Origin of the sequence: Ruegeria sp. (assembly GCF_040830605.1) — a bacterium.
Lineage (GTDB): Bacteria > Pseudomonadota > Alphaproteobacteria > Rhodobacterales > Rhodobacteraceae > Ruegeria.
In genome coordinates, this window is sequence record NZ_JBFOMD010000015.1 from 141,023 (window position 1) to 152,795 (window position 11,773).

At 64.2% G+C, this 11,773-nt stretch carries 13 protein-coding genes and 1 pseudogene; 3 read left to right on the forward strand and 11 right to left on the reverse strand.

Annotated features, from left to right (window positions below):
• Positions 1-112: 112 nt before the first annotated feature.
• The 5 genes from AB3N21_RS19830 to AB3N21_RS19850 all read right to left on the reverse strand — a co-directional run bounded on the left by AB3N21_RS19830 (position 113) and on the right by AB3N21_RS19850 (position 4,628).
• Complete coding sequence (locus AB3N21_RS19830) at positions 113-1,150, reverse strand: diguanylate cyclase (RefSeq protein WP_367936832.1); 1,038 nt, start codon at positions 1,148-1,150, stop codon at positions 113-115.
• Positions 1,147-1,734 carry a heme NO-binding domain-containing protein gene (locus AB3N21_RS19835; protein WP_367936833.1) on the reverse strand — a complete coding sequence of 196 codons (588 nt, stop codon included), beginning with the start codon at positions 1,732-1,734 and terminating at the stop codon, positions 1,147-1,149. The genes AB3N21_RS19830 and AB3N21_RS19835 overlap by 4 nt, the downstream gene beginning before the upstream one ends.
• A gap of 211 nt (positions 1,735-1,945) precedes the next feature.
• Complete coding sequence (locus AB3N21_RS19840) at positions 1,946-3,505, reverse strand: trimethylamine methyltransferase family protein (RefSeq protein ID WP_367936834.1); 1,560 nt, start codon at positions 3,503-3,505, stop codon at positions 1,946-1,948.
• Positions 3,506-3,626: 121 nt separating this feature from the next.
• Positions 3,627-4,316, reverse strand: coding sequence for an HAD family hydrolase (locus AB3N21_RS19845; RefSeq protein WP_367936835.1), 690 nt, complete (start codon positions 4,314-4,316; stop codon positions 3,627-3,629).
• A 27-nt stretch (positions 4,317-4,343) separates the two neighbouring features.
• Positions 4,344-4,628, reverse strand: coding sequence for a DUF3572 domain-containing protein (locus AB3N21_RS19850; protein ID WP_367936836.1), 285 nt, complete (start codon positions 4,626-4,628; stop codon positions 4,344-4,346).
• A gap of 95 nt (positions 4,629-4,723) precedes the next feature.
• Between AB3N21_RS19850 and AB3N21_RS19855 the strand changes: the two genes are divergently transcribed.
• Entirely contained in the window at positions 4,724-6,115 is a 1,392-nt protein-coding gene (locus AB3N21_RS19855) for a diguanylate cyclase (RefSeq protein ID WP_367936837.1), read from the forward strand.
• Between the two features lie 5 nt (positions 6,116-6,120).
• On the opposite strand, the gene AB3N21_RS19860 is transcribed toward AB3N21_RS19855, so the two are convergent.
• The 4 genes from AB3N21_RS19860 to AB3N21_RS19875 are packed head-to-tail and all read right to left on the reverse strand — an operon-like array spanning position 6,121 to position 8,032.
• Positions 6,121-6,588, reverse strand: coding sequence for a periplasmic heavy metal sensor (locus tag AB3N21_RS19860; protein ID WP_171178247.1), 468 nt, complete (start codon positions 6,586-6,588; stop codon positions 6,121-6,123).
• Positions 6,589-6,951 carry a hypothetical protein gene (locus AB3N21_RS19865; RefSeq protein WP_367936838.1) on the reverse strand — a complete coding sequence of 121 codons (363 nt, stop codon included), beginning with the start codon at positions 6,949-6,951 and terminating at the stop codon, positions 6,589-6,591.
• The gene (locus AB3N21_RS19870; RefSeq protein WP_367936847.1) at positions 6,944-7,531 is read right to left on the reverse strand and encodes an RNA polymerase sigma factor; all 588 of its coding nucleotides are present in this window, start codon (positions 7,529-7,531) and stop codon (positions 6,944-6,946) included. The genes AB3N21_RS19865 and AB3N21_RS19870 overlap by 8 nt, the downstream gene beginning before the upstream one ends.
• A 33-nt stretch (positions 7,532-7,564) precedes the next feature.
• Positions 7,565-8,032 carry an EF-hand domain-containing protein gene (locus tag AB3N21_RS19875; RefSeq protein WP_367936839.1) on the reverse strand — a complete coding sequence of 156 codons (468 nt, stop codon included), beginning with the start codon at positions 8,030-8,032 and terminating at the stop codon, positions 7,565-7,567.
• 237 nt (positions 8,033-8,269) lie between these two features.
• Here AB3N21_RS19875 and AB3N21_RS19880 point away from each other — a divergent pair, with 237 nt between their 5' ends.
• Both AB3N21_RS19880 and AB3N21_RS19885 read left to right on the forward strand, forming a co-directional pair.
• Positions 8,270-8,662 carry a DUF983 domain-containing protein gene (locus AB3N21_RS19880; protein WP_367936848.1) on the forward strand — a complete coding sequence of 131 codons (393 nt, stop codon included), beginning with the start codon at positions 8,270-8,272 and terminating at the stop codon, positions 8,660-8,662.
• Between the two features lie 25 nt (positions 8,663-8,687).
• Entirely contained in the window at positions 8,688-9,389 is a 702-nt protein-coding gene (locus AB3N21_RS19885) for an NUDIX domain-containing protein (RefSeq protein ID WP_367936840.1), read from the forward strand.
• A 117-nt stretch (positions 9,390-9,506) separates the two neighbouring features.
• Here AB3N21_RS19885 and AB3N21_RS19890 read toward each other — a convergent pair whose 3' ends face one another.
• Together AB3N21_RS19890 and AB3N21_RS19895 are read right to left on the reverse strand one after the other, a co-directional pair.
• Positions 9,507-11,174 carry a ribonuclease J gene (locus AB3N21_RS19890; protein WP_367936841.1) on the reverse strand — a complete coding sequence of 556 codons (1,668 nt, stop codon included), beginning with the start codon at positions 11,172-11,174 and terminating at the stop codon, positions 9,507-9,509.
• A pseudogene (locus tag AB3N21_RS19895) lies at positions 11,171-11,689 on the reverse strand (type III pantothenate kinase); the annotation flags it as partial. The gene AB3N21_RS19890 and the pseudogene AB3N21_RS19895, both read right to left, overlap by 4 nt.
• Positions 11,690-11,773: the final 84 nt, after the last annotated feature.

An 11,773-nucleotide genomic window follows, 5' to 3' on the forward strand; every position in this document is an offset into this window, starting at 1 on the left:
CCGCCCGTTGTTTGTCAAGTTTGCGCCCGTCTGCGCGGATGTGGTTCAGAAAAAGGCGGTCGGGTTTGCGAAAAACCGCCGCGCCAAATCGGCCGGGTGTCCATCGGCAGTTTCACGCCTCGGGTTCGGCATTTGCGCGCGAAGGCACCCTGTTTTGATCCGCGTTCTGATCAAGATCTTGGGAATAGAAGCAATGGCATGCGCGGCCCGCGCGTTTGGCTGCGTAGAGCGCCAGATCGGCAGATTGCAGAAATGTTCCGGGGTCCGGCCATGTGACCTGTGACGACAGAACGGTGCCGATGCTGGCGGAAATCCGGCAGAGGTCGCCACTGAACGGCATCGGCTCCTCCAGGCGGGTGATCAGGCGGCGGGCGATGCTGTCCAGTCGCTCGCGGTCCTGAAGCAGCTTGAAGATCAACACAAACTCGTCCCCGCCAATCCGCGCCACGGTGTCATCGCCACGGGTTTCCTCGACCATGATGCGGGCCACCTGCTGCAGGACATGATCCCCGGCTGCGTGGCCCAATGTGTCATTGACGGATTTAAAAAAATCGAGGTCCAGATGCATCAGGGCAAAGGGGGTGCCTGCCTTCAGCAGCCGCTCGAGTATATGATCCATTGCCCGGCGGTTTTTGAGGCCGGTCAATGTATCCGTAAAGGCTTGCTCCTCTGCCGCAATCATGGCGCCCTGCAGGCGCAGGTTCAGGGTGCGCGAGGCCTCCATAGCAGCGGATTTCGCCTCAACCAGATAAAGCAATTCAATGGCCAGATCGGTGCCGGAAAAATCGGCGCTGGTCAGGGCATAGTCGCGCACCGCATCCAGGATTGAGATGCCGAAGGACAGGTTGACCGCCGCGCCCTGCCGCCCGGGCAGAGGCACGATCAGGCCTTTCAGAGCAGTCTGCGGCTGATCCCGAAATCGCAGGTGCAGCTTGGCACCCGCCGACGCCAGCAAAGCCGGCATCGTCGTTACGGTGCGCGGGCGTAGCAGTTCGAACAGGTCCAGAAAGCGCTGCCCGGGCATGTCTTGATCCGGGCGCAGCTTCTGCAGGGTCGGCCCTACATTCTTGATATGCCCGGTGTTGTCCAACAGCACGAACATCGGGCAGAGCCGCCCGAGCAACGCGGCGATGTCGCTGTCGTCAATCATACCGCCCGTGCCCCCAATTCGAACCGGCGCCCTTCGGCGAAAGCCGTTTCGATTAGTTTGATCGAAATTGTCTCGGTTTGTTCCTGGCTGCCATTGTGGTGCAGCATCACCAGGGCGCCGTAATCGTCTGCCATCGCGCGCAGGACACCGATCATCACATTGGCATATCCCGGCAGACCCGGATGGCAGGTCAGAGTGAATTCGGCCGGCTTATGTTCATGTAATTCCAGCTCCGGCAGATGCAGATCCGAAACCGCCAGAAGCGCACGATCGGCCAGATCATCGAGAGAGTGCAGAAACTCGACATAGCTTACGCCACCAAAACGCAGCAACCGGCGCAGGGCCTCGGTGTTCGGGTTCGAGACCAGGTAGGTTCCAAGATCTTCGAGTATCTCACCGCGTGGGCGGCCCAGTTCGGCGCAAAGCTCGTGTAAAACCCTCTGAGAAGTTTCGTCGTCATAGACCAGCATCGCCTCAAACTCGACGAATCCTAGATGAGCGGCCTCGGTCACGCGAATCCACCGGCTTTGTCCATACGTGTTGCAGACAAAGGATTGGATGGCCCTGTTGATCAGCCCATGCATGCACGGTCCCCGAATTGCTCCGCGGGCAGTTTCGCTTGAGAGTGCTTAACAAAACCCCAAGATGTGCCTCAGAAATCATTCCAATCCCGGCGAATCTCAGGATGAAACTGCTCACAGACGATTGGTTGCCGGACGCGCGACCAAAGGCACGGGACGGGTGCCAGAGTACGCAGGACCGCGCGGTGTCGGGCATTTGCCCGACAGAGGAGGGTCAGAAATCGGTGGGCGCGCCGCCCTCGGCCTTTCGGCGGGCAACGAAATCGGCCAACTCCTCGCGGATCGCCTCGTCCATCGGCGGAGCTTCGAAACTGCCGATGATCTCCTTGAACAGGTGATGAGCACGCTCGGGCGTCCAGATGCCGCCCGCGGCCTCCCACCCTTCGAAGTTCTTCCAGTCGCTCAGGAAGGGTTGATAGAAGGCGGTGGTGTAGCGGTCCTGCGTATGCTGGATGCCAAAGAAATGGCCGTCATTGCCGACGGATTTGATGGCGTCGAGCGCGATCTCGTCGGGTCCGGTGGCGGTCACCTCGGGCTGCATATAGCGCTGGATCTGCTGCAGGATCTCGCAATCCATGATGAATTTCTCAGGGCTTGCGATCAGCCCGCCTTCAAGCCAGCCCGCCGCGTGGTAGACCAGGTTGGTGCCCGACTGCACGGCGGCCCAGAGCGAATTCGACGTCTCCCACATCGCCTGTCCATCCGGCACATTGGCGGCGCAGACACCGGACGAGCGCATCGGCAGGCCGTAGAACCGGGCCATCTGGCCGGTCATCTGGGTCGAGCGCATATACTCGGGCGTGCCAAACGCTGGCGCGCCGGATTTCATGTCAACATTGGACGTGAAAGTCCCGATAACACAGGGAATTCCGGGCCGGACATACTGGAACAGAGCGATAGCGCAGAGCGCCTCGGCCAGCGATTGCGCCACAGCTCCGGCCATAGTCACCGGCGCCATGGCACCGGCCAATGTGAACGGCGTCACCACGATGGCCTGCCCGCGACGGGCCAGCCGCAGGCAGCCGTCGATCATCGGGTGGTCGTGTTTCAGCGGCGAGGTCGAGTTGATATTGGAATACATCCGCGGCGTGGCCTCGAACTCTTCGTGGCTCAGCCCGCCCGCAATGCGGACCATCTCCATGACATCCTCGACCCGCTCCTTGCCTAGGCAATAGGCGTGCATGGCCTTGTCACTGAGCGTCAGCTTGTCATAGAGCACGTCCAGATGCCGGATGCTGGCGTGGATATCCACCGGCTCCACAGGGTAACCACCAGCGAAGTGGATGCAGTTAAAATATTGGGTCAGTTTCAGCAGGTTGCGGCACATCTCGCGGTTGCCGGGGACCTTCCTGCCGATCTCCATGTCCCAGTAGTTGGGGGGCGAGGAGACGTTGCCGAACAGAATCGTCTTGCCGCCGATCTCGATGGTGCGTTCCGGATTGCGCGGGGTGATGGTGAACTTGCCCGGCGCCTTGCCAATCATCTCCATGATAAAGTCGCGGCCCAGGCGCACGACATCGCCATCGACCGAGCACCCCGCTTCCTTGAAGATGCCGAGCGCCTCTTCGTTGTAAAAGGCGATGCCGATCTCTTCGAGGATGCGCATCGCGCCCTCGTGAATGGCCTCGATCCCCTCCTGATCCAGCGGTTCGGTCGGACAATCCGTGTTGATCGGAGGTGCCCAGGGCATCTGGTCGATGACGGCAGCCCCCCGGCGGGCTGCAGCTCCGGCGCGGCCGCCGCCGCGGCGCCTACGGGTCGCACTGTCTGCCATGGGAACCTCTTTGACTTGCTTTGCCATAAGCAAGCCTTGATGGACGGCCCGTGGCCGCTCTGTCCGCGACAGGTTTTGTCGTTTTTCGCTGACGGACCGGCGAATTCGGTGCGTGCTGGGGTTAGGCCGCCAGCCAATCCGGGATGTGGCCGATATCCGGCAGCACCACATCTGCCAGCGGCGACAGATCCTCTGGGCTTGCGAGGCCGGTCAGAACGCCGATGGTGACCATCCCGGCAGCGCGCCCGGCCTTCAGGTCGTGGGTACTGTCGCCCACCATCGCCACGCGCGAGGGGTCGACGCCGACATGAGCGGCAAAGGCCAGCAATTGACCCGGCCCCGGTTTGGCCCCGTGGCCGCTGTCGAAGCCGGCGATGAAGTCAAACCGGTCCTCGATGCCCACAGATCCCAGATGCGCAAGTGCCGGAGATTCCGCGTCATTGGTCGCCACACCCAGCTTGATTCCCTGCTGCCGCAACCCGTCGAGGAACGGGATCAGCGGCACCGCCTCAGCCTGCGGCGCGCGCGCGGCCTCTTCGTTGATCAGATCGACGATAGCGGCATGCTGCATATCGGGCAGGCTCGGCATCAGCGCGTCGGCGATTTCGGACGGGGTGCCCGCGATCACGATACTGTCCGAAGAGAACCGGTTTTCGATCATGTCAAAGCCGATGGTCCGCCCTACCACGGTTGCACGATCCAGATCGTTTTGCGTGATCCGCAGCAGGAAGGCGCGGGCAAAGGCCTCCCACGTTGCAGCGAAATCGAAAAGGGTGCCGTCCTTGTCGAACAGAAGGGCGTCGATGGGCATCCGGGTACTCCAGAGGTAAGCGTCGTTTCAGGTCCAATGCATCCCGGCCGCCCCGGCAAGCATGGCCTGCGCCTGAACCGGCTGGTCGTAGGGCACCGAGTGAGCGTCACAAAACGCCACCACCCAAGCATCGTCAAGCATCAGAAAGTCGAGAACCGAGGCCAGAAACTCCGACTCACCGGCGCGTACCCGCAAATCGGCCTCGGACGCGCCGGTCGATCCCAGAAACACCGGCAGCAACTCGTCATTTCCGACCAGCCATGTCAGAGCCCGGAGGGCCAGGGTCTCGGCTGCATCGGCGGAAATCGGCATATCCGGACCTCGGATCGGGCGGTGGAAAGGGTTTGTTAACCAGAGTCATAAACACTTCGGAAAGGAATGGAAACAAAACCCGAAAGGTCAGGACTGTGCAGGGAACGATACTGGTTCTCGACGGGGTGTCGACCAACCGCATCATGCTGAAGGTGCAGTTGACTTCGGCCTGGTACCGCGTCGCGCAAGGCGACCGGGTCGACGGCCTTTTGCCTCTGCTGCGCCGGGTGCGGCCCGATCTGGTGCTGACGGCGATGACCCTGCCCGATGGCGGCGCGCTGGACGTGCGTGCGCTGATGCAGACCGACGAGACGCTGGCGGATATCCCTGTCGTCGCCGTTGCCCCGCAGAACGACCGCGCCGCGCGGCTGCGGGCGTTGGCGGCCGGGCTGGACGAGGTTTTGGTGCAGCCCTATGACGACGTGCTGCTGCTGGCGCGCATCCGCAGCCTGATCCGCAGCCATGCCAATACCGAGGAGTTGCGGGCACAGGGCGGCCCCCAGGCGCTGGGCTTTGCCGAACCTGCAGCAGGGCTGTTGGCCCCTGCCCCTGCCGCTTCGGTGGCGCTGGTTACCCGCAAGTCGGGCACCGGGGCAGTGTGGCGGTCCAAGCTGCGCACCCTGACGCTGCACCGGCTGAACATTCACCGGCTGGACGATATTCAATCGTTGCTGACCGAGCCCGTGCCGGACGCTATCGTGATGGAGCTGGGCGCGGGCGGCAAGGGGCTGAACCTGCTGGCCGATCTGCGCGCCCGCAGCGCCACCCGACACGCGGCGGTGATCGCGGTGCCCGAGCCGAGCAATCCCAACCTGGCCGCCGAGGCGCTGGACCGGGGTGCGGACGACGTGATGCCCGCCGGGTTCTGTGCCGATGAGCTGGCGCTGCGGCTGGACACCCAGTTGGCCCGCAAGGTCCGCAGTGACGGTTACCGCGCCTCGGTCCGTGACGGCTGGCGCGCGGCGCTGACCGATCCGATGACAGGTCTGCACAACCGCCGCTACGCCATGCCCGCCCTGCAGCGAATCGCCGCCTCGGCCCGGGACCGGGGCGAGAGCTTTGCAGTGATGCTGGCGGATCTGGACCACTTCAAGCGGATCAACGACCAATACGGCCATCCCGCAGGAGATGCAGTGCTGATCGAGACCGCCCGGCGCTTGCGCAAAGCCCTGCGCCCGTCGGACATCGTGGCCCGCGTAGGTGGGGAAGAGTTCATGATCGTCCTGCCTGATACCGGGCGCCGCAAGGCGCAGCGCATGGCCGACGATCTGTGCCAGCGGATCAACGGGCAGAGCTTTGCCCTGCCGGGATGTGGCAAGCCGATCCCGGTCACCACCAGCATCGGCCTGCTCGTCAGCGAACCGGGAGCCATCACTCTGCAAGGGGCGGAGGATGTGTCCGGCCTGATCGAACAGGCGGACCGGGCGCTCTATGTCGCCAAGGGGGCGGGCCGCAATCAGGTCTCGATGATCCAGAGCGCGGCCTGAGCCGGTCAGTCCCGGTGGCGCCTGCGCCGATCGCCTTTGCGCACCACTTCTTCCAGACGGTCCGCATAGTCCGCGCGTTCGGTATCGCTCATGTCGGACACCCGCGCCAGCCAGGCCTGGTTGAGAGATTTGTGCACCTCGGCCCGGGCCTGTGCCTGCGCCTCGATGACCGCTTCGACGGCGCCTGGTTCGAACGGCACCGCCCGCAGCGCCTCAGCCAGCGCGCGGAAATCTTCACCCCGCGACTTTGAGCCGCCGTCGTGCCGGCCGCGCAATTCCCCGTGAAGCGCCTTGCGGTCGGCATCGGGCAGCGCGCGGTAGAGTGCCGGGCCAAAAGCGGGCGGATGCCGACCGTCGCCCCGGAACCGCAGTACAGTGCCGGCAACCAGCCCGATCACCAGCAGGTTCAGCGCGAGAGACACCCCCAGCAAGATGCGCGGCCACCGCCGCTTTTTCGGGTTTGCGTCGCTCATCTAACCTTCCTCCGCATTCAGGTCCGACAGGCTCAGATCGGCGAACAGGTCCGTATCGCTCTGCGGATACAGCAGCTCTGCCGGGTCCGGCAGAAAGGCGGGCGGCGCCAGGCCGATCCAGACGCCCGCCGCGCAGGCCGTGGCCAGACCGCCGATGCCCCGCCAACCGCCCAACGCGCTGCCGAGTTGCGACCACAAGCCGGGCCTCTTTGCCGGCTCAGGCGCGGTCTCGGATGCAGCACGCACGGCTTGCACCGCCTGCGCATCGGCCAGCATCCGGGCCGCCAGATCCTCGGGGAGAAAATCGCGTTCCTGCCGCGCCGCCGCGAACAGGGCGTCAAGGTCGGTGTCGTTCTCAGCCATCGTCATATCCCAGTTCTGTGCGCCGACCGGCCAAAGCCCTGGCCAGCGCCCGTTTGCCCCGGGCAGTCAGACTTTCGACCGCCTCGACGCTGATGTCCATGATCCCCGCGATCTCGGGGTTGGGCAGCTCTTCGATGTGGCGCAGGATCACCGCTTGCCTCTGCCGCTCGGGCAGTTGCATCAGCGCCGCCTGCAACGCGTCGATCCGCGCCGCCTCCTGCAGCCGCTCCGGCACGCTGGGGCTCTCATCCTGCGGTTCAGGCACCGCATCCAGGTCTTCGGTCCGCCGCCGCCGTTTGAGATCGAGGCACAGGTTCAGCGTGACCCGGTATAGCCAGGTCGAGACCTTGGCCCGTCCCGGCTGCCAGTCCGGCGCCATCTGCCAGAGCCGCATCATCGCCTCTTGCGCCACATCCTCGGCCTCGGCCCGGTTGCCCAGCACCCGCAGCGCCACCGAATAGGTGCGCGGGCCCAACCGCCCGGTCAGATCGCGCGCCGCTTGCCCGTCGCCATTGGCAAAAAGCACCAGCAACGCGTCGTCACCGGGGTCACCCATGGCGGCATCACCGCCATGGGCCATAGCGGATATGGAGGTCAAATCCTCCACCCCGGGTCAGTTCTGTTTGTGCCAGCGGTGGCCACGTTTGCCGCGATGCTCCTTCATCCGCTCCTGCGCCTCAGCGAATTCCTGTTCCGAGATAGCACCATTGCCGTCTGCATCCATGCGGTCAAAGAACCGGCCTTCCCGGCGCGGTTTCGGCAACTCGTCCTCGGTCAGGAAGCCGTCCTTGTTGGCATCGTGCCGCTCAAGCATCTGCGAGGCACGGTCCTTGGCCCGCTCCTGCGCGCTGGCCTGAACCTCCTCAAGGCTCAGCTTGCCATCATTGTCCGTGTCGGCCTTGGTGAACCGGGCAGCGCGATGCGCGTCCATCTCGGCCTTGCTCACCTCGCCATTGCCGTCGGTGTCAAGCTCCTGAAAGGTGACGTCCGCGCCCCGGCCCGGCCCCATGGCCAGTGCCGATGTGCCGGTCACGGCCACTGCTGCCACGACGATCCCTGCGATAAAGCCTGCATGTTTCATATCGGGTGTTCCCTTGCTCTCAAGCGGCCCCATGCCGCCGATCATAGTTCTCAAACGCGGGCCCGCACGCTTTCCGTCGCGCTTTTTGGAACTTTTTTCACCCAGCCTCGGCGCCAGGGTTTGAAGCTGACTCGAAAACGCCTATTTTTGCGACATCGCGACGCAAAAGCCTTGCACCCCCTTTCGGCCCGGTGGAAAGCCCAGCTAAATGGCGGGCGGAAACGCATGAGTGACAAGATGACAGATCAGACCATTGAGACCACGACGGACCGTCCCACCTGGCCCGCCATCGTCAGCGGCTTTCGCTGCAAATGCCCCAATTGCGGCAGGGGCCGGCTGCTGCACAGCTATCTCAAGGTGAACGACGCCTGCTCGGAGTGCGGCGAGGAGTTTCTGCATCACCGCGCCGACGACGGCCCGGCCTATCTGACCATCCTGATCGTGGGTCACTTGATGGCGCCGCTGCTGCACATCGCCTATGTGCAATGGCGCCCCACGCCGCTGATGCTGTTCGTCATCTTTGCGCTTGGTTGTCTGGCGCTCTCGCTCTACCTTCTGCCCAGGCTGAAGGGTGTGGTCGTCGCCTACCAATGGGCGCGCCGGATGCATGGGTTCGACAAACCCCGCTGACCCCTTCCATCGGGCAGGAGGGGACATGACCGCAGACAAGACCGCAATTCGCAACGCCGCCACGGTGATCGTCCTGCGCGACCGCATGAGCGATCCGGCGATCCTGATGGGCCAGCGCGGCGCCAAGGCTGCGTTCATGCCCAACAAGTTCGTCTTTCCCGGCGGCGCGGTGGATGCGGGGGACGCGGATATCCCGCTGGCTAGCCCGCTGCCCCAAGTCTGCCTCGACCGGTTGTACGAAAACGCCCCAAAAGGTCTGCAAAACGCGCTCGCCGTGGCGGCGATCCGCGAACTGTGGGAGGAAACCGGCCTGATTCTCGGCACGCCCGGCAGCTGGACAGGAGACATCCCCACCGACTGGCAGAGCTTTGCCGCAACCGGCCACCGCCCCGCCGCCCATGCGCTGCAATTCGTGTTCCGCGCCCTGACCCCGCCGGGCCGTCCGCGCCGGTTCGACGCGCGCTTTTTTCTGGTGGATGCCGACGAGATTCAGGGCGACCTCGACGATTTCACCCATGCCTCAGATGAGCTGTCGCACCTGCAATGGATCAAGCTGAGCGAGGCACGCCGGTTCGACCTGCCCTTCATAACCGAGGTCGTCCTCGCCGAGGTCGAAGGCCGCGTCACTGACCCCACGCCGCCAGCCTCGGTGCCCTATTTCCACAACAACGACGAGGCCAGCCTGTTCCTGCGCCTGCGCGGCTACCCGATGCCCGAGGTGGATTGAACGGCCCGGGGATACAGCAAAGACGCCCTCAATCCGAAGGCGCCCTGTCTTCTTCTTGCACAAAAATACGCCCGCCGAAGGCACGCGCCGAGAGGCGCGTATTTTTGGGCGCGCCTCTCAGCGCATCCGGCTGACCACAACCGTAACCTCGGGCTTCTTGCCGATCTCGCCCTGCGCCGTCTGCCGCACGATCCGGCGCAGCGATTCCTCAAGCCGGTCGTCGTCACGCAGGGTCTTCGCCTCGGCCCGCATCAGGAACTGGTTCAGATCCTCTTCCAGCACCTCGACCAGCGCCGCGCGCGAAGTGCCGGTCTCGGGCAGACCCATCGTATCGCACCAGGGCTCGCCCAGCGGCTCGTCCTCTTCATCGAGAATGACCGTCACCGTCACATGCCCGTTCAGCGCCATACGGATGCGGTCGCGCACGACGCCATCCATCGCACCGACCTTGACCGAGCCATCCAGATATGTGCGCCCGGTCTCGATATACTCGGCGACGCTTGGTGCATTGCCAGACAGATCCAGCATCATGCCGTTCACCGCCACGATGCCCTGACGGCCTCCGGCCTCGGCCAGCTTGGCGTGTTCGCGCAGATGCCGGTGCTCGCCATGCATCGGGATCACCATCTGCGGATCGACGATCTGATGCACCCGCTCCAGATCGGGACGGTTGGCATGGCCCGACACGTGATAGAGACCCGAGCTGTCATCCACCACATCCACGCCCTTTTCGCTGAACTGGTTGATGATGCGGATCACGCCGCGCTCATTGCCCGGAATGGTCTTGGAGGAAAACAGGAACAGATCGCCCTCTTTCACTTCGAGCCCGCGATACTTGCCGCGCGCGAGCTGGGCGCTGGCAGCCCGGCGTTCGCCCTGGCTGCCGGTCACGATCAGCATCAGGCTCTCGCGCGGGATATGTGCGGCCTCCTCCGGGCTGATCACTTTGGGAAAATCGCCCAACACACCGGTCTCGATCGATGCCTCGATCATCCGCCGCATCGCCCGGCCCAGCAGCACGACCGAGCGGCCCGCGCGTTCGCCCGCCTCGGCCAGCGTCTTTACCCGCGCCACGTTCGAGGCAAAGGTGGTCGCCACCACCATGCCCGAGGCCCCGGCCACCAGTTTGGTGATCTCCGGCCCCACCTCGGATTCCGAGCGGCCCGGATGGGACGAAAACACGTTGGTGCTGTCGCAGACCAGCGCCCGCACGCCAGGCTTGGCAATCTCGGCCCACAGTTCGGGGTCGAAGGCCTCACCCACCACCGGATCGGGGTCGAGCTTGAAATCTCCGGAATGCACCACCCGGCCTGCGGGCGTGTCGATCACAAGACCCGCGCTTTCGGGGATCGAGTGTGACACCGGCAGGAACCCCACTTTGAACGGCCCCGCCGAAATCTGCTCGGGCCAAGACGAGACGGTCATCACCGCATCCTCGGGGTGGCCATGCTCCTCCATCTTTCGGCGCGCGATATTGGCGGTGAAGGCCCGGGCATAGATCGGCGCGCCAAGCGCCTCGTAGCAATGCGCCACCGCGCCCACATGATCCTCGTGGGCGTGGGTGACAAAGATCGCCTCCAGCCGGTCGGCGCGCTCTTTCAGCCAGGTGATGTCGGCAAAGATCAGGTCCACCCCGGGGGTGGTGTCCATGTCGGGAAAGGCCACGCCCAGATCGACCAGAATCAGCCGCTCCTCATCCGGTTTGCCGTAGCCGTAGACATAGGCGTTCATGCCAATTTCGCCCGCCCCGCCGAGGGGCAGGTAAATCAATCTCTCACTGCTCATGCGGAGCCGTTATCCTTGTTATAGCGATGGATCACGGTCAGGCCGTGCATCGTCAGATCGTCTTCGAATGCGTCGAACAGGTCGGCGGTCTGCTGAAACAGCGGCGCCAGCCCGCCCGTCGAAATCACTTTCATCGGCACCCCGGCCTCACCCTTGATGCGCTCGCAAATCTCGCGCACGAGGCCGACATAGCCCCAGAACACACCGGATTGCATACATTCGACCGTGTTGGTGCCGATCACCTTTTGCGGTTTCGAAATGTCCACATGGGGAAGTGCCGCCGCCGCCAGATGCAGCGCCTCAAGGCTGAGATTCACCCCCGGTGCGATCACGCCCCCCACATAAGCGCCGTCGTGAGCCACCACGTCAAAGGTTGTGGCGGTGCCGAAAACCACCACGATCAGGTCACCGCCGCATCGGGCAAAGGAGCCCGCGGGGGTGACCATGCGGTCAGGCCCCCCCCGCGGCCCCTCCTCCACCCGCCGCTTTAACGGCAGCAGCGTCCCGGGACTGCCCCCCCACCTCAAAGTTGGTGGCGTCGCCCACACCCCCCACCACCGGGCCCCCGCCGTATCGGTCAAAGGCGCCAGCGGTGTTGA

Coding starts and splice junctions, on each gene's coding strand:
- AB3N21_RS19830 (WP_367936832.1), bottom strand. CDS start 1,150: ATGATTGACGACAGCGACATCGCCGCGTTGCTCGGGCGGCTCTGCCCG.
- AB3N21_RS19835 (WP_367936833.1), bottom strand. CDS start 1,734: ATGCATGGGCTGATCAACAGGGCCATCCAATCCTTTGTCTGCAACACG.
- AB3N21_RS19840 (WP_367936834.1), bottom strand. CDS start 3,505: ATGGCAGACAGTGCGACCCGTAGGCGCCGCGGCGGCGGCCGCGCCGGA.
- AB3N21_RS19845 (WP_367936835.1), bottom strand. CDS start 4,316: ATGCCCATCGACGCCCTTCTGTTCGACAAGGACGGCACCCTTTTCGAT.
- AB3N21_RS19850 (WP_367936836.1), bottom strand. CDS start 4,628: ATGCCGATTTCCGCCGATGCAGCCGAGACCCTGGCCCTCCGGGCTCTG.
- AB3N21_RS19860 (WP_171178247.1), bottom strand. CDS start 6,588: ATGAGCGACGCAAACCCGAAAAAGCGGCGGTGGCCGCGCATCTTGCTG.
- AB3N21_RS19865 (WP_367936838.1), bottom strand. CDS start 6,951: ATGGCTGAGAACGACACCGACCTTGACGCCCTGTTCGCGGCGGCGCGG.
- AB3N21_RS19870 (WP_367936847.1), bottom strand. CDS start 7,531: ATGGCCCATGGCGGTGATGCCGCCATGGGTGACCCCGGTGACGACGCG.
- AB3N21_RS19875 (WP_367936839.1), bottom strand. CDS start 8,032: ATGAAACATGCAGGCTTTATCGCAGGGATCGTCGTGGCAGCAGTGGCC.
- AB3N21_RS19880 (WP_367936848.1), top strand. CDS start 8,270: ATGACAGATCAGACCATTGAGACCACGACGGACCGTCCCACCTGGCCC.
- AB3N21_RS19885 (WP_367936840.1), top strand. CDS start 8,688: ATGACCGCAGACAAGACCGCAATTCGCAACGCCGCCACGGTGATCGTC.
- AB3N21_RS19890 (WP_367936841.1), bottom strand. CDS start 11,174: ATGAGCAGTGAGAGATTGATTTACCTGCCCCTCGGCGGGGCGGGCGAA.